The following is a 26,487-nucleotide window of genomic DNA, read 5'->3' on the forward strand; positions in this document are numbered from 1 at the left end:
CCCAAACGCTAAAGCCGTCGTCAAATCAAAAAGAAATGGGAAACGCGAAACAGAAATAAAGACTTAAAAACAATAAGCTACACTTAAAATCCGGAAACATGACTTAGCGATTGAGTATTGAAATTTAACGTGAATTCCATCGTAAAATCACGCCCAGTTGTAGCATATTTGTTACGGTTATAATTAAAATCTTATAAATAAAGCAAACTGAAAGCTTGCCGTTTATATTGTAATACATATAAACATTTGCACTCCAATTTATTTTGAATCTAAAATAAATTGGGCGAACGATTTAGTCATTTAAAAACAACAACTTAAACAAACACAACGCAAGCAAGTAAAAATCAATGCGACCTGGATCATACTAAAGACATATTGTAGTACAAATAAACCTTTGGACGCGTTAATCTAAGCCCAGTTAATTATGATATTTAAAAGGCTGAAAAGATGACTATTGATACTTTTGTTGTTCTCGCCTACTTCTTCTTTTTAATCGCTATTGGTTGGATGTTCCGTAAGTTCACCACGTCGACTAGTGATTACTTCAGAGGGGGCGGCAAAATGTTGTGGTGGATGGTTGGTGCAACTGCCTTCATGACACAGTTTTCAGCATGGACGTTTACAGGTGCCGCAGGACGCGCGTTCAATGACGGTTTCGTTATTGTAATCCTATTCTTAGCCAACGCATTTGGCTACTTCATGAACTATATGTACTTCGCTCCAAAGTTCCGCCAACTTCGTGTGGTAACGGCGATCGAAGCTATTCGTCAGCGCTTTGGTAAAACGTCTGAACAGTTCTTCACATGGGCAGGTATGCCGGACAGCCTTATCTCTGCAGGTATCTGGCTAAACGGTCTAGCTATCTTCGTAGCAGCGGTATTCAACATCCCAATGGAAGCAACCATTGTGGTAACGGGTATGGTTCTAGTATTGATGGCAGTAACGGGCGGCTCTTGGGCGGTTGTTGCTTCTGATTTCATGCAAATGCTTGTAATCATGGCCGTGACAATTACTTGTGCGGTTGCAGCTTACTTCCACGGTGGTGGCCTAACTAACATCGTTGCTAACTTCGACGGCGACTTCATGTTAGGTAACAACCTAAACTACATGAGCATCTTCATCCTTTGGGTTGTGTTCATCTTCGTGAAGCAGTTCGGTGTAATGAACAACAGCATCAACGCTTACCGTTACCTATGTGCGAAAGACAGTGAAAACGCACGTAAAGCGGCAGGCCTAGCATGTATCCTTATGGTTGTTGGCCCACTAATCTGGTTCCTGCCACCTTGGTACGTAAGTGCATTCATGCCTGAGTTTGCTGAGCAATACACATCAATGGGCGACAAAGCCGGTGATGCTGCTTACCTAGCATTCGTACAGAACGTAATGCCAGCAGGTATGGTTGGTCTTCTTATGTCAGCAATGTTCGCTGCAACGATGTCTTCTATGGATTCAGGTTTGAACCGTAATGCTGGTATCTTTGTAATGAACTTCTACAGCCCGATTCTTCGTCAAAACGCGACTCAGAAAGAGCTGGTTATTGTAAGTAAGCTAACGACTATCATGATGGGTGTTATCATCATCGCGATTGGTCTATTCATTAACTCTCTACGTCACTTAAGCTTGTTCGATATCGTGATGAACGTAGGTGCGTTGATTGGCTTCCCAATGCTTATCCCTGTCCTACTAGGTATGTGGATTCGTAAGACACCTGACTGGGCTGGTTGGTCTACTCTAGTGGTTGGTGGTTTCGTTTCTTACATCTTCGGTATCTCTCTTCAAGCAGAAGACATCGAGAACCTATTTGGTCTAGAAACAGCACTTACTGGCCGTGAATGGAGCGACTTGAAAGTTGGTCTAAGCCTAGCAGCTCACGTAGTGTTCACTGGTGGTTACTTCATCATGACTTCTCGCTTCTACAAAGGCCTAACGCCAGAGCGTGAGAAAGAAGTTGACCAACTATTCACTAACTGGAACACGCCGCTAGTAGCGGAAGGTGAAGAGCAACAAAACCTAGATACTAAACAGCGCTCAATGCTTGGTAAGCTTATCAGCACAGCAGGTTTCGGTATCCTAGCAATGGCTCTGATTCCAAACGAACCAACAGGACGCTTGTTGTTCCTACTATGTGGTTCGATGGTACTCACCGTTGGTATCCTACTGGTTAACGCATCTAAAGCCCCGGCTAAGATGAACAACGAGTCAGTTGCTAAGTAGCTCAATAGCTAAAGAAAGCAGCTAACACGTCAAACCAATAATGAAGCCCATGTTATTCGATAACATGGGCTTTTTGTTTGCCTCTCAACTTAACTGTCGCTCTTACTCTAAGTGACATTTTGATAAGTATTATCCCCTTCCCCAAACCTTTCTATTTCGCCAGTCAAAGGGCTCGTTCAAGCCGATTTTTTATCCCGATTAATCGAAATCCCACTTTATTTTTAACTTTCCAATGGTTTGATCTCTTTCTGCTTTTCTTTCTGTTACTTTTAACAACTAGACAAACACAACAGATAATTACAATGAAAAAAACATCACTATTACTTGCTTCCATTGCTCTGGCACTTTCTGGTGTCGCACAAGCTGACCAGTTAGAAGACATTCAAAAATCAGGTACCCTTCGTGTGGGCACCACAGGCGACTACAAGCCTTTCTCTTACTTCGACGGTAAAACCTACTCTGGCTATGACATCGATGTCGCACAGCACATAGCAGAACAGCTAGGTGTCGAATTACAGATTGTTCGTACCACATGGAAAGATCTATTGACCGACCTCGACAGCGATAAATACGACATCGCGATGGGTGGTATTACGCGCAAAATGCAGCGTCAGTTAAACGCAGAACAAACTCAGGGATACATGACCTTTGGTAAGTGTTTCTTAGTTGCAAAAGGTAAAGCAGAACAGTACGACAGCATTGAAAAAGTAAATCTGTCTTCGGTTCGTGTAGGCGTGAATATTGGCGGCACTAACGAAATGTTTGCAGACGCTAACTTGCAGAACGCAAGCTTCACACGCTACGAGAACAACCTAGACGTTCCGCAAGCCGTTGCGGAAGGTAAAGTTGATGTGATGGTGACAGAAACCCCTGAAGGTCTGTTCTATCAAGTGACAGATGAGCGCCTTGAAGCAGCACGCTGTGAAACGCCGTTCACCAACAGCCAATTCGGTTACTTGATTCCTAAAGGTGAGCAGCGCTTGCTGAACACTGTCAACTTCATTATGGATGAGATGAAATTGAAAGGCGTTGAAGAAGAGTTTCTGATCCACAACTCTCTGAAATAATCTTCTATCGCTCTAGATAAAAAAATAGGCCAGCATTGCTGGCCTATTTCGTTTTGGTTTAATGGTTCGCGTTAACCGTGAGTAATCACATTCTGCTGTACTAATGCATCCAGAATATCCGAAGGCATAGTGCCACTTAAGGTTAACTGAGGAGCAAGGTCTTCAACCACGATCACTTGCTCTGTGGTTCCTATACCATCTGGGTTGATCGTAAGCTCAATATCATCCCCTTCCACTTTCGCGTCAATCTGTTGTAGCAATGCAGTCATGTCTGGAGATGAATTCTTAAGCTCTGGTAGCACTTCTCTCAAGTCAATACTGTCCCCTTCAGACAAATCAAAGTCGGTAATCGTATCTTCAACACCATCTTCGATGTTCAGCCACACGAACGAATCCATACCATCGCCACCGGTTAGAATATCTGAACCGCCGCCGCCAATGAGCGTATCGTCACCTGCACCACCTTCCAGTCGGTCATTACCTGAACCACCCGTTAAGTCAGTCGCATTAGCACCAGCCAGTAACTGAACATCATCAGTTTCCGAAGCCAAGTTGATATCAACCGCATTCGACACAATGTTCAAGTTCAGGTCAATCGATGCAGAGGTCGCTGTATCGTTGTTATCAGTCTCTTCAGACACTGCCTCAACTTTCAGTGTGTAGTTACCCGGAGTTTGAGAAAGCCCAACCGCTTGCAAGCTTTCGATTGCATCTGCCGTTGCCACCCACACACCGCCTCCAAGATCCGTCACAGAACCCGCTGTACTGGTGATTTGAGCGCCAGCAGGCACATCACTGATATGCAGCGTTAGCTCTTCTGTAATGTCCGTTAAGGCCGCGATAATCCCAACCAAAGGAATGCCACTCGCACTCACAGACTGACTCGCAGTAATGTTTCTCACGTAGTTAGTCGCACTATCGATAGACAGGGTTGGTGCATTCGCCACTGGCGTCACCGCGATGTTGTAAACCACAGGTGCTGTCTCTATCGCAATACCTGAAGGGTTGCCGCTGTCTTTGGCGACAACTTCTAATCCAATGCTATTGGTTGGAGACAGGCTCGCATCAAGGAAAACACCATTTGGACTGGTCGGCGTATCAATCAACGCATTCAGGTCGCTCAATGTCCCCACTAAGATAACTGAACCCGTGTTGTTGCCGTTAACAACAACCGTCGTCACTGCCGGAAGCGATACGTTTAATGTGCCGTAATCCACCGTCAGCGTGACTGTCATTAAGTCATCAGAAAATGCATCTACATAATCAGGGTCACTGACATTGATACCACTCAACAGTTGACCAGCATCCTCATCGATAAGAGTAGTGACACTGTCACCATTAACAACAGGAGTATCGTTCACACCTTGTACCACGGCAGTGATTTCAGCGGTATCTGTTAGGAAGTCATTAACGCCATTCGTCGTCCCGTCATCCTCTACCGTATAAGTAAACTTAACATCACCGTTGTATTCATCAGCTGCCGTAAATACCCAGTATGGGCCAGTAATCATAGCATCATCAGCACCACCTAGGTTCTCGTAGCGTTGTAGCTGACCTTGACCTTCATCGAGCACCAGATTAGTCACGGTAATCGTGTCGTTTTCCGGATCGCTCGTAGCAGCAATTAAATCGCCCTCTTTGATGATCAACTGACCTTCTTCAAGGATGTTGCCTAAGTCGATGTCCGTTGCCACCGGCTGATCATTCACTTCCGTTACCACAACGCTGATTTCACCAGTGTCTGTTAAGAAATCATTAGCGCCGTTGGTTGTACCATCGTCCTCAACGGTATAAGTGAACTTAACGTCACCGTTGTATTCGTTGGCTGCGGTAAATACCCAGTACGGGCCAGTGATCGTTGCGTCATCAGCACCGCCCACATTCTCAAAGCGCTGTAATTGGCCCTGACCTTGATCTAGCACCAGACTGTTCACAGTAATCGTGTCGTTTTCCGGATCAGTGGTTCCGGAAATCAAGTCTTCCTCTTTGATGATCAACTGACCTTCTTCAAGCATGGTGCCCAAGTCAATATCCGGTGCCACAGGAGCGTCATTCACTTCCGTTACGATGAGGCTAATTTCAGCGCTATCGGTCAAGAAATCATCCACACCGTTGGTGGTACCGTCATCAATAATGTCGTAATTGAACTTCACATCGCCATTAAAATCATTGGCTGCAGTGAATATCCAGAATGGTCCAGTTACCCCAGCGTCATCAGCACCACCAGCATTTTCAAAGCGGGTTAGTTGGCCTTGCCCTTGTGTAATAGTTACACCAGTTACAGTGAGGTTATGATTTTCTAGATCAGAACTCGCTGCAATCAAGTCTCCTTCCACAATAACTATTTGACCATCTTCAGCAATCGAACCTAAATCAACATCAGTCGCCACAGGAGCATCATTCACTTCTGTTACTTTAATGGTGAAAGTAGTTTGGTTGGTCTGTGCGGTATTCGGATCACCCGCATCAATCAAGCCATTATTACCGCCGTCATCGAGTGTTGCATTGATCGTGACTAAACCACTCTGGTTGAGATAGTTCTGGTCTGGGTCTGGTTTGAAAGTCACCGCTCCATTAGTCAATGCGGTATTGATGTCGGCTTCTTTACCAGTAATCACCAATGAACCGTCAGGCTGCAACACAAACGTCACGTCAGGTGAGCTTGTAAACTCAAACACACCCTGCGCTCCCGGCAGTGTTTGATCAATTTCCAACGTCAACGTGTATGGCGCATCTGGGTTATCAAAGTTAGCGTCAACATCGTAGATACTGAAGTTATCGATAGCGATGCTAATATCTTCCGGCGTTTCAATGTTGGTCACATTCACAAACGTCGGTTGATCGTTAATTGGATCAATCACTAAATCAACATCAAAGCTGGTTGGCGCACCTAAATATTCAGTGTTGTCAGCGTCTGTATCCACCGAGCGAACTGTAATTTGTAATGGACCATTAATGCCAAGTACATTACCCGCATCGCTGTTATGTTCACCTGAGTTGAATACGATCTTATCTAACGACTGAGCCGAGACATCAAGTGTCCATAGCTGTGTCACCGGATCGTAGCTCGCTAAGGTTGTACCATCAGGGTAGAAAATAGAAGCATCTTGAGGCACGCCTGCCACTTCAACTCGAAGTGTTTCTGGCGCATTCTCGGTATACGTGCCACTGCCTGTTGCGGATAGCTCTTTATCCAAAATCGTCGCATTGATTTCGATATCAATGTTTTGACCTTCGTTGCCTGTCACAGAGTCAGTTGGATTGGTATCAACATCATCGCCCACAGGAAGCACATGAACTTCAAAGCTCGGCAACGTACCTGCATTCGTAGGAACTCCTAACAAAGACTCTTGAGTAAAGACTTCGACACCAAACTCAAAGGTACCACTGAAATCTTTCGGCGGTAGAACAGAGATCTCACTTAGATCAAATGACGTTGACACGCTAGGCGGTAATTGGACACTCCAAACTCCCCCACCATTATTCTTCACAGTAAAGTCTGAATTGTTATCGACTCGGAATAGGAAACCATCCGGCACGTCAGTAAATTTAATGGAAACAAAGGATTCTGAACCATCTAAATCCGTCAAACCAATTGAGATTGGGCTAGTTCCAGACAACGAGATTTCTTGATCTTCGCTACCCGTAATTTCGATAACATCAGGGTCACTACCCGGCCCTGTGACGAGAACATCATCCACAACTGGAACCACTTCAAAGTTCACACTTGTAGAGAAGGTATCCGTGTCAGTTGCGTTGCCAACAGGAGACGAGGCGTCATTGTAGGTAGCCGTGTCGGTAATCGTACCGCTAACATTAACTTGTACCTGATTAATATCGTTATCCGTTGGGTAATTTAGTGCAGGGCGGAACAAGACGTTATCGAGAGCACCTGCGCTGATCTGAGCTTCATTAAAGGTCACCGTTGTGCCAAGTAACGTACCCGTTCCATCGTAGAAAGCACCGACGCTCGTATCATCCAAAGTCAGCGTAATAGAAGTGAATTTTTCATCACCACCTTCAACCCCACTAACTTGATCAGTAATGGTTGAGCTGAAATCAAGCTGGATATAGGTATCTTCGTAACCGACAGGATCTTGTCCAGCTTGGCCGTCAGTATCAACAGGGTTAAACAAATCATCTAGTGAGCCTGTTACCGTCACATCGATATCAGGGTTGCCTTCAACATCTGGTGCAACTTTAATGACCACTTCTGTCACTAGAGTTTTCTCATCACCCGACAATACGTCTTTAGTTACTATCGTCAACGGCAACCTAAAGTCGCCAGAGTAGTCGGCAGGTAAGTTAAGCAGTAGGCCAGAGAAGTCGGTCGAGACCCCTTGTTCGACGGTAGTCTGGAATACATATTTCCCATTAACAAAGTCGAGGTCGCTGCTTCCCGATAAACTAATTGGGAAGGTAACTTCATTAGCTGCTCCTGGGTTAATGGTCACACTATCATCAATAATGATGGTCACTTGGTCAGTTGAATCATCTTCGCCAGAGAACGTAATTAAACCATTCAATGCCGTGCCCAGATCTAACTGGGTGTCCTCAATCGCATCAACAACACTGTCTGGTGTTATATCAATATCGGCTGCAACCTTAGTACTCCCAACCACCACTTGAGGGAATGACAGAGTCACTTCTCCGTCTCTACGAGCGTCCACAGATGACTCAACCTCAACACCATCACCTCGGTCTATCACCGTGCTGAAGATGTCCATCTTGATGTCATTGAACCCTCCAGCCCCACTGTTACCAGAAGGAAGAACAAGACCGTTTGGTGCACTGATGCTAAATATGTCTTCATTCGTTACAACCCAGCGTCCATTGCCTTCATAAGCAGCACCAATAACGAGCAGTTGATTAAGTACAGCATCTGATAGAGCCGAGTCATCCACGTTTGTTAACTGGATAATTAACTGGTCCACTTCTTCGATAGCAGACGAAGCATCTGTTTCTTGGTAACGAATGACGAACTCATCCGTAACCGATGTATTATCGCTATTGGTCGTGAACTTAAGCACGCCAGTATTTGCATCAGCAACTACGGTTGCTAGTGCCCCAGTCCCAGCAACATCATCGACAATAAGTTTGTTATTAGCATCTTCTGGTTCAACCACAGGTCGCACTTGAACATCAATAGTACCGTTAATCGTCGCGGTAACGATGCCTTGACCAGGATTGCCAGCGTCGACGTATTCATGATCTCGCTCCTCGACCATGACAACCGTATTAAGCGTAAAGTCGGTACTTGAATCTTGTTCGGGTGTTATCTGAATAAAATTATTGTTCAGCGCAATTTGAGTAAACTCTTCTGCCGTCTGTCCACTCTTAGGTGTGATGGTTAGCGTTCCGGCTACAGCATCGTAGTTCCAAATCACATCACCGTTTACAACCACACTTGCAACACCACTTGGAATACCACTGATAACGATTGAAGTGAAATGCTCATCATCGTCAATGTAATCAGTGCCCTCTGGATGCCAATCAATGTTGATCGCCGTATCTTCATCCCCACGAGTCACCGTATTGTAGGTTGCAGAGGTATCAATCCTAGGCTCAACCAATACTCGAACTTCTTGGTCGAACGTTAAGGTATGGCCATCGTTTTCGGTCACTATCACTTGACCTTGAATGTGGATATTCTCTGTCGATGAGTCGACAGGTCTGATGCGAATACCTGAGGTTTTACCCGCCTCTGTAATGTTCGCTTCGTAGATAGGTTTAGATAAATCAGGGCTACCGCCCGGTCCCATTTCGTAACCAACAAAGTTAAGGTCGATCACCGTACCGTCGCCGTCTTCGAGAATCACGCCATCTGGAATGCCCGATAGAATAACCGTTATAGACTCCGAGCCATCGTCAGCTAATGGCGTAGTACCAGTATCAGGTTTTCTTTCTCCAGACAACACTGTGAAGTCCAGCAGAGCAAACCTATCGCCATTTTGACTCTCTTCAATAGTCGTTTGGACACCACTCGTCGTACCGTCATCAAACGTTGTCCAATCCGTACCGTTGGTACCGCCGTAAGGAATATCAGCAACACCTTTAACTTCGACATTAACCGTTTTAGTACCTAGGATCTCTTCATCGACTTGCGCACCTGTAGAAAGATTCGCGGTGTCTTTAACCACTCCTGTTACATCAAAGGTAAAGTCCACATTGCTGTGTTTGGTTGGAACAACTTCCACGTTAGCCAAATCGGCATACGCAATTTCTTGGTAATTGGTACCACTGACTGTAGGAACAACTGTAGTCGTCCCTAGGAAATAGAGTACCGCACCTTCCGTAATATTGCTGATACGAACAAACAGTTCTTCAGAACCATCGGTATCCACTGAGCCAGTCATGGTAATGACTTCGTCTAGCGTGAATGCGTCTTTGTTGTCCAAAGGACCAATGTAATCAGGGTCATCGATATTATCTTCGTTAATCCTAATACGGCTCACGCTGAATTTGCCCGGGTCGGCGTCAGCAGTCACATCAATGATAATATTTTGCTCTACAGAGCGAGCGGTCGTTTTGTCTACCCCACCGTTGGCTGAATCATCGTATGGATTAAGCGTCTCTTCCGTAATTGCCGTCGCTTTGAACTCAATTTGCCCAGAGAAGTTATCAATAGGGTTAACTACGGTGCTATTGATATCAGCAGATGCGATGATATAAACACCATTAACTGGCGTAAGTACTGTGCCATTTTGGTCAAGCAGCTCAAACTTCCCGTCGCCTTGAACAGCTTCAAGCTCATAGGTAATGGTTTCAGTTTGGCTATCATCTTGTGACACTGCGTTCAGTTGCAGCGTGACATCGTCTTCATCTTCGTTCACTTGATATTGATACGTGCTGTTGGAATCATCCCACGTTGCAATATCCGCTACCGCTTCAATCTCAATTCTGAAGTTTGAATTAACGGTGTGATCTGTACTGCCATTTTTCTCAATTTCAAGCTCATAACGAACTCGCCCACCAGTTTCATCCGAACTAGCGTGTTGGTCCGGAACAAAGAACAAGTTGTCTATCGTCGCGATAGTTTGTCTCGGTTCATTCGGATTAGGAGCAAAGCTTTGTTCGAGTTGAGGAGGACCAAATATAATGCTCCCATTTGGCTCAGGCACTAATTCAATGTACTTAGAGCTAACAGCATCCAAGTAATAAAAAGTACCTTGGTGACTGTCACCTCCGTTCGGGCTTTTAATCGTCAACTGCCCAATAGATTCAGCGTTATCTTGGTCATACAGACTCACTTGCAGCGCAACTTGCGCTGGTGCATCAGGCAAATCAATCTGGTTATCTTGAACATTCTCAAAAGTAGGCTCTTCGCCTGTTGCGTAAGGTATGGTTGAGTCTCTACCCGCATCCTCGAAGGTCGTCACTTTCAGCGCGATTCTTGTAGAGTCCCTATCTGTAATCGAAATATCTAACGGAGTTTCAGAGGTGTCTAAGTCTCCATCCGTCGCAATCACGTTAATCGAGAAGTCGATGGTATCAAGACCGCCATGATCTAGATAACCATTAGCTCTGAATTCAACCTCACCATTTGAGTCGATACGTAATCGACCAAGCTGACGAGTATCAGCTCCTCCATTCGTCTGCTCGTAGACTCGAACCACTTGGCTGCCACTACTTAAATCTAAGCCGCTGCTGTATGGCCCGTTGTTTCCTGTTCGGAACACAATATCGGCACCATTGCTGGTAATACCCTCTATGCGAGTCAGTGCTGCGCCATCAGCTCCCACATCCGTCGCATTGGCAAACATATCGACTTTAGAACCATTGTAATTCTGACCTTCAAGACGAGTAATCGACTGAGTTGTCACTAACGGAACATCATCCGTCACTGTGATTGTCAGATCAATCGCGTTTGATTGGTCTTGGTCAAAGTCTTCAGCCACAACTGAGAAACCAAGTTCGATGTTGTTTTCATCGCCACCATCAGGGTGTTTAAGAGGTTTAAACAATTCAAACTGATAACTGTTATCCGAGGTATCGAAAATAATCTCGAACACTGCTTCATTGCTAGTCACCGTTTGAGCAGTATAGGTAAATGTTGTGCCGACCTGTGAAACAGTTAACCACTCTAAGCCTTCTCCATCGGAAGTTAAGCCAGCTAGAACCAAATCTTCATCTACCAGTTCATACTTCACAACGCCATCGGCACCTTCATCGACAGTGAACAATCCATTAATAATGGTGTCTTCAGAACGATCCGAACCAATCCCACTAAGATCGTCTTCATCAACAACCGTTTCGCCGGTCGGAGCGGTCATCACAGGCACATCATCGAGCACTTCGATTGGCAATACATATTGATTAGAATCATCGCCATCACCGTCAACGGCAACAACATCAAATGGTATTGTCAACGTATTGAGGTTACTCGGTGTCGTAGCGTGATTGAGAGGGCCAAGTAAGGTAAAGGTGTAAGCACCATCATCAGTCAATACTAATGTGAAAATTGGCGTTCCACTTGGGTCGGTTGCACCTTGGTAGGTGGTTGTATTAGCAGCCCCGGTAATTTCGGTGATCTTAATACCTTCATTGCCCGACGATAGCGTTGCTTCCAGCGTTGAGATATTACGCAGCTCGTAAACCTCAACTTGGTCTGCACCTTCTGTGGTAACAAACGAACCCGTCGCTTGTGCCAGAGTGCCTAAATCTTCTTCATCAACCACAAACGTACTTGCAACAGTCGTATCAGTAATGGTTGGCACATCATCAGTAATGGTCACCGTTAGCGGTTTCATTGCTGAATCAGTATTGTCTTTGTCGACAGCGATAACTGGTAAGGTGAAGATTTGATCATTGTTACCTTGTACTGGCAGGTGATCTAACTCTTCCAACAAGGTGAATGTGTACTCTCCTAGAACCACGCTACTAAAAGTGATAGTGAAGATATCCGTTTGGACACCGCCGCTTTCAACGTAACCAATATAATTATCGCTGTTCAGAGGATCTTCTTTTAGCTGAACCACCAAACCATCCGCTTTCAGATCGCCAGATGTGTTGAACTGAGTAGTATCAATACGGAAGTGGCTCACATCATCACTTCCTGCTGTGAAAGTAATGGTTTCAGTTTGGCTCACAGGTAAGCCCGGTGAAGAGCCGTCGACCAGATTCGCTTCTTCCAATGCAACCGTTGGTACTGTGTCTATTACTGGTGGAGCACCATCTGCAATAGTCAGCGTCACTGTTGAAGTGACAATATCGCCATCTTTATCTTCCGATGTCACCGTAATGGTCTTAACAATGTCACCACCAGAATGATCGAGGTTGCGTTTAGGCTCGAAACGTACATCACCTTCGAGATTGATAAACAAGGAACCTTCAGCGAACATAAACTCTTGTTCACCCGTATCGGTTTGTACTAGTGACTCTTCAGGTTGGCTGCCATAGGTAAATTTAGTGATCGTGGCGCCATCTGCACTTTGCGCAGGCATCACGTCAAAGACTGTTGTAGTCGGTGTTCCTGTGGTTGGCTCTGTGATGTTGAGCGCACCTGACTGCATCAGTTGGACATCATCAGTAATAGTGACAGTAAGCGGTTTAGACGCTGAAATATCACCATCGGTATCTTCTGCATAAACAGAAAGATCAAAGCTCAGATTGTTGTTTCCTAAACCATCAACATGGTCTAAACGCTCAAGCAGAGTAAATGTGTATTGGCTCGGATTCGTGTCATCAAAGTCTAGAGTGAAAATAACTTTCTCAACACCCGAACCATCCGTCGTGAATGCGATGTAGTCGCCAGAATTTGCAGGGTCTTCGCGCAAACTCAATTCAAGACCATCCGACTTCAACGCACCGTTGGTATTGAACAACCCTACTTCAACCACTATTTCAGCAATATCATCACTGCTTGCAAGTGAAGTAATGGTTTGAGTCATACTCACCGGGTTTACGCTAGGCGTTGAACCATCCGCAAGTAAGCTTTCTGACAATGCTACACCCGGCACAACGTCGATTGTTGGCCCATCACCATCAACAATGGTGAGAGTGACTTTTGATGAGAAGATATCGTTATCAAAGTCGGAAGAAGTGAACACAATCGATTTAACAATGTCGCCCGCAGAGTGATCCAGGTTTCGATTTGGCTCAAACCTTACATCACCATCTAATGTCACAAACAATGCACCTTCAGTGAAAACAAACTCTTGTTCACCGCTAATGCTTTGATTCAGAGTAATCGCAGAGCCACCGTCATACGTAAACTGCGTAATGGTCGCACCGTCTGCACTTGGTATTGGCATCACATCAACGGTAGCCGTTGTAGGATTACCTGTATTAGGCTCAGTAATGGTTAAGAAGCCATCTTGCATTTTCTGGAGGTCATCTTCTATCGTAACCACCACATCGCGTTTCGTTGATTCAGAATCATCTGTATCAACGGCATAGATAGGCAAACGGAACGTGAGATCGTTGTAAAGCACGCCATCAAGATGATCGAGTGCCTCGATTAAGGTAAATGTAAACTGAGCTTTGTTTGCACTATCAAAGCTAATGGTAAATACATCGGTAACGTTACCCATACCGTCATCGGTATATCCAATGTAATCACCAGCAGAAGAAGGATCTTCTTTTAGTTGAACCACAAGACCACTTGATTTCAACAGATCGCCAGGGTTGAATTCGTTGACCGCAATTCTAAAGTGACTAAAATCATCACTTCCTTCTGTATACGTAATTGTGTGAGTCGAACTGACCGGAGAACCAGTTGGTGTCGAGCCATCCGCTAGGTTAACTTCCGATAAGTTAACATCTGGAACCACGTCAATTACTGGATCGATACCGTCTTTGATCGTCAAAGTGACGTCTGCAGTATCTGTATCGTTATCAAAATCACTGGTGGTAACGACAATCGTTCTTACGATATCGCCAGATGAATGGTCTAGATCTCGGCTCGGCTCAAAACGAACCTCCCCTTCAATAGTGATGTACAGCAAGCCATCGGTTACGGTAAAAACTTGTTCTGTGGCGATGCTTGGGTCTAACGTTACAGCTGTGCCACCATCGTAAGTAAACTGTGTCACTTTCGCGCCATCAGCACTCTGCGTTGGCATAACATCAATAATTGGTGTCGTAGGTGGCGTGCCCGATGCAAAATCAGCTAATGAAGGCTCAGTTATACTCAAGGTACCATCTTGAACACCTTGTACGTCATCGGTGATCGCAACAGTCATTGGCGACATTGCAGAATCATCACCATCCGCATCAACCGCTAACACAGGGACATCGAAGCTTAGTATATTATTTTGCAACCCATCTACATGATCTAATGCTTCAAGCAGTGTGAACGTATATTGCCCTAAATTGCTCGTCGAGAAGCTGATCGTGAAGACGTTGGTTTCTGCGTTAGAACTGTCTTTAACGAAGCCAATATAATTACCAGAATTAGCTGGTTGCTCTTTTATCTCGACATCTAAACCGTTTGATTTCAAAGCTCCTGAAGTATTGAACTGCGTAGGGTCAATTCTGAAATGACTGACGTCGTCACTACCTACGGTATAGGTAATGGTTTGTGTCATCGTTACTGGATTACCCGTTGGCGCAGAGCCATCAGCCAGATCCACTTCAGATAAAGTAATTCCAGGAACAAGGTCGATTGTAGGAAGATCACCATCAACAATCTTAAGTGTCACTGTCGAGGTAACAATATCGCCATCGAGGTCAACAGACGTCACCTCTATAGATTTGGTAATATCAGCGCCTGCATGGTTTTGATTACGCACAGGTTCGAAACGTATCTCACCTTCCGTCGTAACGAATACCGAGCCTTCCGTGAAGACGAACTCTTGTTCACCATTCACATTCAAATCAAGACTTTCTGCGGTGTTACCGTCAAAAACAAATGACGTGACTTTGGCTCCATCAGCACTTTGGTTTGGCATCACATCAAAGGTATTTGATGTTTCAACACTTGATGCCGGCTCACGACTGGTGATTGTACCGTCTTGCATCAATTGCACATCATCACCAATGGTCACGCCAAGCTGAGAAACTAACGAATCGTCGCCATCACTATCCACTGCATACACAGGTAGATTAAAGCTTAAATCGTTGTTGCCACGCGCATCTTGATGATCCAGAGCTTCGATTAAAGTAAATGTATATTCGCCTAAGGTTCCGGAGTTAAAGTCCAGCGTAAATACTGTCGTCTCCACATTAGACGAACTGGTAGTAAAGCCAACATACTGACCAGAGCCTTGGGGGTCTTCACGCAGTTCGACCGCTAAGCCATTCGATTTAAGCGCATCGTTCGTGTTGAACTCGGTTGGTTCCAGACGGAAGCGAACCACATCATCACTTTGGTTGGTGAAAGTAATCGTCTGTGTTGAGCTGACCGAGCCGGCACTTGGTGCAGAACCATCAGCTAGGTTTGTTTCTGAGAGCGTAACGCTTGGCACCGCATCGATGGTTGCAATATCACCATCAGTAATGGTTAGTGTTACGGTTGAAGTCACAGGATCGTTATCAAAATCACTTGAAGTAACGACAATCGACTTCACGATATCTTCGCTAACTGAATGGTCAAGGTCGCGATTCGGTTCAAAGCGCACTTGGCCTTGCAGAGTGATAAACAACTCACCTTCTGTGAAACTGAATTGCTGCTCACCTACGATGCTTTGATCAAGTGTTTTGACGATACCGCCAAAAGAAAACTCAGTGATCGTCGCACCATCAGCACTCTGATTTGGCATCACATCAATGGTGTTGGTTGTGATGGTTCCGTCTGCAAGGTTTGGCTCAGTAATATCTAACGTACCGTCTTGCATGACTTGGACATCATCACCAATGGCCACATTGAGTTGAGACGCCAGAGAATTATCGCCATCACTATCAACTGCGTAAACTGGAAGATCAAAACTCAGGTCGTTCTTATCTAAGCCATTTGCATGGTCTAACGCTTCAAGCAGAGTAAAGGTGTATTCACCTAGCGTGGTTGCCGAGAAACTAATGGTGAATACCGGAACTTCAGTGCTCGAACCATTGGTAATAAAGCCTATGTAAGTACCTGGATTAACAGAGTCTTCTTTTATCTCAACCGCAAATCCATTCGATTTAAGTGCACCACCCACGTTGAACTCGGTTGGCTCAATACGGAAACTAGTTACATCATCACTTTGATTGGTGAAGGTAATCGTCTCTGTTTGACTGACAGTACTGCCACTTGGGGTAGAACCATCACTAAGGTTGGTTTCAGACAAGGTAACGCTTGGCACTGCATCAATGGTTGGGATATCACCGTCAGTAATGGTCAGAGTGACCGTTGACGTCACCACATCGTTATCTAAATCACTTGAAGTCACCACTATCGACTTCACGATGTCTTCGCTAAGCTTGTGGTCAAGATTGCGGTTTGGTTCGAAGCGAACTTCACCTTGCAAGGTGATGAACAGAGAACCTTCAGTAAAGACAAACTTCTGTTCACCTGTGTCGTTTTGGTCGAGTGTTATTGCCGTCCCGCCATCGTAAGTAAACTGAGTGATTGTAGCGCCATCGGCACTTTGACTAGGCATCACATCAGCAGTGGATGTGGTTGGAGTACCCCCAGCCAAATCAGCAACCGTTGGCTCAATAATATCAAGCGCTTGGTCTTGCATGACTTGTACATCATCGCCGATGGTGACGTTAAGTTGAGACACCAGTGAGTCATCACCATCGCTATCAACGGCATAAACAGGAAGATCAAAAGTCAGATCATTCTTCGCTAAGCCATCTACATGGTCTAGTGCTTCAAGTAAGGTGAAGGTGTATTGGCCTAAATTGGTATCCGAGAAACTAATCGTAAACACGTTAGTTTCAACATTTGGAGCCGTTGTCACAAAGCCGATGTAGCCACCCGGTGTAGTTGGGTCTGCTTTCAACTCAACCGCCAATCCGTTTGATGTGAGAGTACCGCCAACATTGAACTCAGTCGGTTCAATGCGGAAGCTCGTCACGTCATCACTTTGGTTAGTAAAGGTAATGGTTTGAGTTGAGCTTACCGCACTTGCATTCGGAGCAGATCCGTCACTCAGATTCGTTTCTGACAGCGTAACGCTTGGCACTGTGTCAATGGTTGGGATATCACCATCAGTAATGGTTAGCGTTACCGTTGAAGACACAAGATCACTATCGGAATCACTTGAGGTTACGACTATCGACTTAACGATATCGCCACCAGTATGGTCAAGGTTACGACTTGGTTCGAAACGAATATCACCTTGCAGAGTGATATACAATGACCCGTCTGTAACCACGAATTTCTGCTCGCCCGTATCACTTTGGTCAAGCGTTAATACAGCACCACCATCGTAAGTAAACTGAGTAATGGTCGTGCCATCAGCACCTTCTTCATCCAGAACATTAACCGTCGTAGTGGTCGGTGTACCCGCTGCCAAATCCGCAACCGTTGGCTCTTCAATTGTGAGAGAGTCGTTAACCATCAATTGAATATCATCAGTGATAGTCACGGCCAGTGGCGACATCACAGAGTCATCACCATCGCTATCAACTGCGTAAACCGGCAGGTTGAATGTTAGATCGTTATTGCCTTGAATTGGTGTGTGGTCAATCGCTTCCAGAAGCGTGAAGGTGTACTCACCCAAAGTGGTACTGCTGAAATCGAGTGTAAATACCGTGGTTTCGACATTCGAAATATCAGTCGTGAAACCAATGTAATTGCCTGAACCAGTTGGCTCTTCTCGAATCTCAATGACCAAACCATCGGACTTGAGTGCATTGTTAGTATTAAACTCACTTGGCTCTAAACGGAACTTCTCAACGTCATCACTTTGATGAGTGAAAGTGATGGTTTCCGTTTGGCTAACCGCACTACCACTTGGCAATGAGCCATCAGCGAGATTCGCTTCTTTAAGTGATACACTCGGCACCGCATCAATAATCGGATTGTCACCATCAGTAATGGTCAGCGTTACGGTAGAAGTCACCGGATCATTATCGAAGTCGCTTGAAGTCACGACAATCGACTTCACGATGTCTTCGCTAACTGAATGGTCTAGGTCGCGGTTCGGCTCAAAGCGCACTTCACCTTCAAGGGTGATATAAAGCTCGCCTTCGGTGAAGCTGAATTGCTGTTCGCCAGTATCATTTTGGTCAAGCGTTCGTAGTTGACCGTCATAGGTAAACTGAGTGATCGTCGCGCCATCCTCACTTTGATTTGGCATCACATCAATGGTGCTGGTTGTCACCGTACCGTCGGCCAGATTTGGCTCGATGATATCTAACGTACCGTCTTGCATGATTTGAACATCATCGCCGATGTTCACATTCAGTTGAGACACCAATGAATCGTCGCCGTCTGTGTCAACCGCATAAACAGGTAGATCGAAGCTCAGGTCGTTCTTATCTAAACCATCCACATGGTCTAGCGCTTCAAGCAGAGAAAAGGTGTATTCGCCCAATACGCTCGTAGAGAAGGCAATCGTGAATACCGGAACTTCAGCGTTCGAGCCATCAGTAATAAAACCGATGTAAGTACCTGGGTTAGCAGAATCTTCTTTTATCTCGACCGCAAATCCATTGGACGTCAGAGCTCCACCTACATTGAACTCGGTTGGCTCAATACGGAAACTCGCCACATCATCGCTTTGGTTCGTGAAAGTCATCGTTTCGGTCTGACTGACTGCGCTGCCGCTTGGTGCAGAACCGTCACTCAGATTGGTTTCAGACAGAGTCACGCTTGGCACCGCATCAATGGTTGGAATATCACCATCAATAATGGTCAGCGTCACTGTGGAAGTCAGTACATCGTTGTCTAAATCGCTTGAGGCCACCACAATCGATTTCACGATGTCTTCGCTAACCGTGTGGTCTAGGTTGCGATTTGGCTCGAAGCGCACCTCACCTTCAAGAGTGATGAACAACTCACCTTCTGTGAAGCTAAATTGCTGCTCACCATTATCCGTTTGATCCAGTGTTCGAACTTGGCCGTCATAAGTGAACTGAGTGATCGTCGCACCATCGGCACTTTGCTCTGGCATCACATCAATGGTATTGGTTGTGATTGTGCCGTCTGCAAGGTTTGGCTCAGTGATATCTAACGTACCACCTTGCATGATTTGAACATCGTCACCAATGGTTACGTTTAATTGGGACACCAACGAGTCATCGCCATCGCTATCGACCGCGTAGACTGGCAAGTTGAAACTCAAATTATTATTTGCGAGGCCATCTACATGGTCTAATGCTTCAAGTAAGGTGAAGGTGTATTGGCCTAAGTTGGTATCTGAAAAGCTAATCGTGAATACGTTGGTTTCAACATTCGAACCATCCGTAACAAAACCGATATAACCACCCGGCGTGGTTGGGTCCGCTTTCAGTTCGACTGCTAATCCATTTGATGTCAAAGCGCCACCAACATTGAACTCGGTTGGTTCAATACGGAAACTGGTCACATCATCACTTTGAGTGGTGTAAGTAATAGTTTGAGTTGAACTCACCGCGCTGCCACTTGGCGCAGAGCCGTCACTCAGATTGGTTTCCGACAAGTTCACTGTTGGGACATTATCAATGGTTGGGATATCACCATCGGTAATGGTCAGCGTGACGGTTGAGGTCAGCACATCGTTATCCGAATCGCTAGACGTCACCACAATCGACTTCACGATATCTTCACTCAGCGTGTGGTCTAGATCACGATAAGGCTCAAAGCGCACCTCACCTTGAAGCGTAATGAACAGTTCACCTTCCGTGAAGCTAAACTGTTGTTCGCCATTGTCATTTTGGTCCAGCGTTCGAAGTTGACCGTCATAAGTGAACTGAGTGATCGTTGCGCCATCGGCACTTTGATTTGGCATCACATCGACAGTACCCGTTGTCACGGTACCATCAGCAAGATTCGGCTCAACGATATCTAACGTGCCATCTTGCATGATTTGAACATCATCACCGATGGTCACACTTAACGGCGACATTATTGAATCATCGCCGTCACTGTCTACCGCATAAACAGGTAGATCAAAGCTGAGCTCGTTGTTACCACGGGCATCTTGATGGTCCAACGCTTCGATGAGTGTGAACGTGTATTCACCTAATGTGGTGCTAGAGAAGCTCAGCGTAAATACCGTGGTTTCGACATTCGTCGCACTGGTCGTAAAACCAATGTAATTACCCGAACCTTGTGGGTCTTCTCGTAACTCAACGGCTAAACCGTTCGATTTAAGATCATCGTTAGTATTGAACTCCGTTGGCTCAATACGGAAACGAACCACATCATCACTTTGGTTGGTGAACGTGATGGTTTGAGTAGAGCTTACAGCGCTGCCACTCGGAGCAGAACCATCACTCAGATTCGTTTCAGAAAGAGTAACGCTTGGAATAACGTCAATCGTAGGGTTATCACCATCGGTAATGGTCAGCGTTACGGTAGAAGTCAGAGAGTCATTATCGAAGTCACTTGAAGTGACCACAATCGACTTCACGATGTCTTCACTAACCGAGTGGTCTAAGTTTCGGTTCGGCTCAAAGCGCACTTCACCTTCAAGGGTGATAAACAGTTCGCCTTCTGTGAAGCTGAATTGCTGTTCACCAGTGTCATTTTGATCAAGCGTTCGTAGCTGACCATCATAAGTGAACTGAGTGATCGTCGCGCCATCAGCACTTTGATTTGGCATCACATCAATGGTGTTGGTGGTCACCGTACCGTCGACAAGATTTGGCTCGATGATATCTAACGTGCCGTCTTGCATGATTTGGACATCATCACCGATGGTCACGTTAAGTTGAGACACCAATGAATCATCGCCGTCTGTATCAACCGCATAAACAGGCAGGTCCAAGCTCAAATCGTTATTATCTAAACCATCGACATGGTCTAACGCTTCAATTAGAGTAAAGGTGTATTCGCCTAACGTACTCGTAGAGAAGCTAATGGTGAATACCGGAACTTCAGCGTTCGAGCCATTAGTAATAAAACCGATATAAGTACCCGGATTAGCAGAGTCTTCTTTTATCTCAACCGCAAAACCATTCGATTTCAGTGCGCCACCTACATTGAACTCTGTTGGCTCAATACGGAAACTCGCTACATCATCACTTTGGTTGGTGAAAGTAATCGTTTCGGTCTGACTGACTGCACTTCCGCTTGGTGCAGAACCATCAGCTAAATTAGTTTCCGAAAGCGTCACGCTTGGCACGGCATCAATGGTTGGGATGTCACCATCAGTAATGGTCAGCGTCACTGTGGAAGTCAGTACATCATTATCTAAATCGCTTGAGGTCACTACAATTGACTTGACGATGTCTTCGCTAAGCGTGTGGTCTAGATTACGATTGGGTTCAAAGCGAACTTCACCTTCAAGAGTGATGAATAACTCCCCTTCTGTGAAGCTAAATTGCTGCTCACCTGTGTCCGTTTGATCCAGTGTTCGTAGTTGACCGTCATACGTGAACTGAGTGATCGTCGCACCATCGGCACTCTGATTTGGCATCACATCGATGGTATTGGTTGTGATTGTGCCATCTGCAAGATTTGGCTCAGTGATATCTAACGTACCACCTTGCATGATTTGAACATCGTCACCAATGGTTACGTTTAATTGAGAGACCAGTGAATCATCACCATCGCTATCAACAGCGTAGACTGGCAAGTCGAAACTCAAATTATTATTTGCTAGGCCATCTACATGGTCTAACGCTTCAAGTAAGGTGAAGGTGTATTGGCCTAAATTGGTATCCGAGAAACTAATCGTGAACACGTTGGTTTCAACACTCGAACCATCCGTAACAAAACCGATGTAGCCACCCGGCGTGGTTGGGTCCGCTTTCAGTTCGACTGCTAATCCGTTGGAAGTCAGAGTACCGCCAACATTGAACTCGGTTGGTTCAATACGGAAGCTGGTTACATCATCACTTTGAGTGGTGTAAGTAATGGTTTGAGTTGAGCTAACCGCGCTGCCACTTGGTGCAGAGCCATCACTCAGATTGGTTTCCGACAAGTTCACTGTTGGTACATTATCAATGGTCGGAATATCACCATCGGTAATGGTCAGCGTGACGGTTGAGGTCAGCACATCGTTATCAGAATCGCTAGACGTCACCACAATCGACTTCACGATATCTTCGCTCAGCGTGTGGTCTAGATTACGATTAGGCTCAAAGCGCACCTCACCTTGAAGCGTGATGAATAGTTCACCTTCTGTGAAGCTAAACTGCTGCTCGCCAGTGTCATTTTGGTCGAGCGTTCGAAGCTGACCATCATAAGTGAATTGCGTCACCGTTGCGCCATCGGCACTTTGATTTGACATCACATCAATGGTGTTAGTTGTCACTGTGCCAGCGGCCAAATCTGTGACGGTTGGCTCGATGATATCTAACGTACTATCTTGCATGATTTGAACATCATCACCGATGGTCACACTTAACGGTGACATCACTGAATCGTCGCCGTCACTGTCTACCGCATAAACAGGCAGATCAAAGCTGAGCTCGTTATTGCCTCGGGCATCTTGGTGATCCAATGCCTCAAGCAAGGTAAAGGTATATTCACCTAATGACCCAGGATTAAAACTTAACGTGAATACTTGAGTTTCTACGTTTGTCGCACTGGTCGTAAAACCAATGTAATTACCCGAACCTGCAGGATCTTCACGTAACTCAACAGCTAAACCGTTCGATTTAAGATCATCATTAGTATTGAATTCCGTTGGCTCAATACGAAAACGAACCACGTCATCACTTTGATTAGTGAACGTGATAGTTTGAGTCGAGCTTACCGCGCTGCCACTTGGAGCAGAGCCATCGCTCAGATTAGTTTCAGAAAGGGTAACTCTTGGAATAACGTCAATCGTCGGGTTATCACCATCCGTAATGGTCAGCGTTACGGTTGAAGTCAGAGAGTCGTTATCGAAGTCACTTGAGGTTACAACAATCGATTTCACGATGTCTTCGCTCACCGAGTGGTCTAAATTTCGGTTTGGCTCAAAGCGCAATTCCCCTTCAAGGGTGATATACAGTTCGCCTTCGGTGAAGCTGAATTGCTGTTCGCCTGAAATACTTTGATCTAGCGTGTTTACGACACCGTCATAAGTGAACTGAGAGATCGTCGCACCATCAGCACTTTGGTTTGGCATCACATCAATAGTGCTGGTTGTCACCGTACCGTCGGCCAGATTTGGCTCAACAATATCTAACGTACCGTCTTGCATGATTTGAACATCATCACCGATGGTCACATTCAGTTGAGACACCAGTGAATCGTCGCCGTCTGTATCAACCGCATAAACAGGCAGGTCGAAGCTCAGATCGTTATTATCTAAACCATCCACATGGTCTAACGCTTCAAGTAAGGTAAAGGTGTATTCGCCTAACGTACTTGTAGAAAAGGCAATCGTGAATACAGGAACTTCAGAGCCCGAACCATCAGTAATAAAACCGATATAAGTACCTGGGTTAGCAGAGTCTTCTTTTATCTCAACCGCAAAGCCGTTCGATTTAAGTGCACCACCCACGTTGAACTCGGTTGGTTCAATACGGAAACTCGCGACATCATCACTGCCTGCAGTAAAGGTAATCGTTTCAGTTGCGCTCACTGCACTTCCGCTTGGTGTAGAACCATCAGCAAGATCTGTTTCAGATAAAGTAACAGGCGGTATCAGATCTATAGTTGGGTTCTGACCATCGGTAATACTCAGCTCAAGTGTTGAGGTATCAGTATCTCCATCACCATCTTCAGCTAAAAATGAGAACTGTTTTACTATCGTTTCACTGCTTGAGTGGTCGATATCACGAGCGACTTCAAAACTGAAATCACCGTTTAGTGAGATAGTGACGACACCCTCGGTAAAACTGAAAGTCTGGGGAGCATCGGGGAGCAGGCTTTGATCGAGTGAGTAATCAACACCATCATAGTTAAACGATTGAATTGTTGAGCCATCTGCGCCTTCGAAATTGAACAGGTTATACGAAACAATGGTATCGCCCGCTAAAGTTGGCTCCGTGACTGACTCAACCTTATCAACGAGCTCAACAACATCATCTGTGACATTGACGAGAATCTCAGCGGCTTCTGGTGTGTTCGAACCTCCGGACAGTGCAGAGCGATCTCCATCCGCATCAACGGCATAAATAGGCAGAGCAAAAGTCAACAACGCGTCTTCAGCACCTTGGTGAGAAAGCTCTTCGTACAGAGTGAATTCATAGTTCCCCAATGACGGACTATCAACTTTAACGTCAAAGACTGTAATTCGAGAACCATTGACTTCAACATAGCCTTCGTAAGTTCTTACACCGTTAGTTTCATCAATAAGCTCAAGCAATACGGCTTCGCCATTAGACGTTAAAGAGCCACCAGTATTAAACTCCGTAGGTTCAAGCTCGTAATGATCGATGATGTCGCTTTCAAAAATATCGGCAGTGATACTTCCGCTACCCGCTACGGGCGCCGTTCCCTCTTGAGAACCACCAACAATACCGGCTTCATCAACATCAATACTGTCAACATTGGTCACAACTGGGCTATCGCCATCAGTAATCTCAATGTTAATGGTATTAGTTACAACATCTTGGTCAAAATCCGTAATCGTGATCGGCAGCGAAAAAGAGAGTGAGTCAGTGCCGATCTGTTCGATCGGATTAAACTGCTCAAATTTATAAGTGCCATCGCTATCAAGTGAGATAGTGAGAACCACCTCACCACGACCTTGGATAGCCAAAGTGATCGTCGTGCCATCATCAGAAAGTCTTGCCAGCGTGTTCTGATTGTCACTGAGTACGCCATCAAACTGCTCTAATGCACTTGCATCAAAGACTACTGATTGAAGGTTGTCACTTCCGATATTGGAGAACGTGCCTTCGATTGCAGCACTGCTCGTTTCAACGTTACTGATATTCACACTTTCAGCAGACGGATCTACCCCGTCAAATACGGTAACTTGCGTGTTGATAGGTGTTGCTAATGGGTTTCCAGCGGTGTCTTCGCCTTGAATATCGAAAGTAATATCTATTTGATCGCCAGTATAGGAAACTTGGCCACCACCGACAGACGCTACATGATCAATCGGCTGAAAAATCGTTGAGATTAAAGAAAGCTCAATATTATTTCCAACACTGACGGCATTAATGTCGATGCTTAAAACTGTATCGGTACCTTGAACACCAACGATAGAGTTAGTTGTCGCGTCGTAAGTGAAGGTGACAGGCTGCCCACTTGAGGTTATGTCACTGTTTAGCTCACTGAGTAATGAGGCGAGGGATAGAGTTTCTGGAGCAAAAGAATCTGGAGCGAGCGCTAAACTACCAGCAATGATGGTTTCTGTCGTCGTGATAGATTGAGGATAAGTATTATCGGATATTGAGCCTTCAGTAAGAGCTTCACTGATTGATTGGCCGCCTGATGAACGAGTGATCGACCTAAACTCTTCTCTGTCTTCATCAACGGTTTGTTCTTCCAGACCTGCGGTCTCGAAAAATGTCGAGGGATGGGTTTCTGTGTAGTTATAGTCTATCGTCACAAAGCCAGCGTTTGCTGAACCTTGTCCGCCACCAGCTGCTGTTGCCTCTAAGATTTGAGTCGGATCGGCACCACCTAAAATGGCTTCTTGGATAGCAGCAAGGTCGTCTTCAGTGAAGGTTTCTGCATCTGCTTGCTGTAAGTCAAAATTAACCTCACCCGCTATTGGGGCGTCTACCCAAGCTGCATTTTCATCAACACAACCGACACAATTCTCTGCAACCGGAATCGAATCATTCTGAACGCCTAATACAAGTTCTGACTTGTTGGCCGTAATCACGATCTCATTTTCACGGATGGTATCGCCAACTGAAATTTTTCTTGCGCTGCCGTCTGGCTTAACTACGACGACATCTCCACTAGCTGCTTCAACTACCGCAACTTGGCGCGAAACTTCGATATCCATATATCCCCCGTTGTCACAAAACACTATTCTCTAGCGCTGTGAAAATTATTTGTAATAGCAACTTCAGGTTTCATTTGAATGCAGACTTAACTCTCATCAACGGCAATCCATTGTCACGTCCAACTGGCCTGAAAAGAGAAAAGAATTTCACCTGTTTTTTTATAGTTTACTTACTCTTAAGCCTAGTCTTCCCCATAAAAAATGCCATGTCTGTGCTAAGGGACGTCTTTTCACAAATCGAGGTACTCTTGTTGGGGTTTGAAAAACTTAGTTAAAAGTTAGTATGGTGCTGATTTATATGCAAATAAATTCACAATGTAATTGCACCTCATTATTTATAAATATAT

The 26,487-nt window shown here is 45.3% G+C and carries 3 protein-coding genes; 2 read left to right on the forward strand and 1 reads right to left on the reverse strand.

Annotated elements, in window-relative coordinates; all coding sequences use genetic code 11:
• Window positions 1–447: 447 nt before the first annotated feature.
• The gene (locus tag L0992_09530; protein ID XGB65964.1) at window positions 448–2,214 is read left to right on the forward strand and encodes a Na+:solute symporter; all 1,767 of its coding nucleotides are present in this window, start codon (window positions 448–450) and stop codon (window positions 2,212–2,214) included.
• Window positions 2,215–2,516: 302 nt separating this feature from the next.
• On the forward strand, window positions 2,517–3,281 hold the full coding sequence (locus L0992_09535) for a transporter substrate-binding domain-containing protein (GenBank protein XGB65965.1): 765 nt from the start codon (window positions 2,517–2,519) through the stop codon (window positions 3,279–3,281).
• Window positions 3,282–3,352: 71 nt separating this feature from the next.
• On the opposite strand, the gene L0992_09540 is transcribed toward L0992_09535, so the two are convergent.
• The gene (locus L0992_09540; protein ID XGB65966.1) at window positions 3,353–26,140 is read right to left on the reverse strand and encodes a retention module-containing protein; all 22,788 of its coding nucleotides are present in this window, start codon (window positions 26,138–26,140) and stop codon (window positions 3,353–3,355) included.
• Between the last annotated feature and the right edge of the window lie 347 nt (window positions 26,141–26,487).

The organism is Vibrio pomeroyi (genome assembly GCA_041879425.1).
Classification (GTDB): domain Bacteria; phylum Pseudomonadota; class Gammaproteobacteria; order Enterobacterales; family Vibrionaceae; genus Vibrio; species Vibrio pomeroyi_A.

What these genes read in the sequence shown, in the direction of transcription:
- L0992_09530 (XGB65964.1), top strand. Translation starts at nt 448, where the DNA reads ATGACTATTGATACTTTTGTTGTTCTCGCCTACTTCTTCTTTTTAATC.
- L0992_09540 (XGB65966.1), bottom strand. Translation starts at nt 26,140, where the DNA reads ATGGATATCGAAGTTTCGCGCCAAGTTGCGGTAGTTGAAGCAGCTAGT.
- L0992_09535 (XGB65965.1), top strand. Translation starts at nt 2,517, where the DNA reads ATGAAAAAAACATCACTATTACTTGCTTCCATTGCTCTGGCACTTTCT.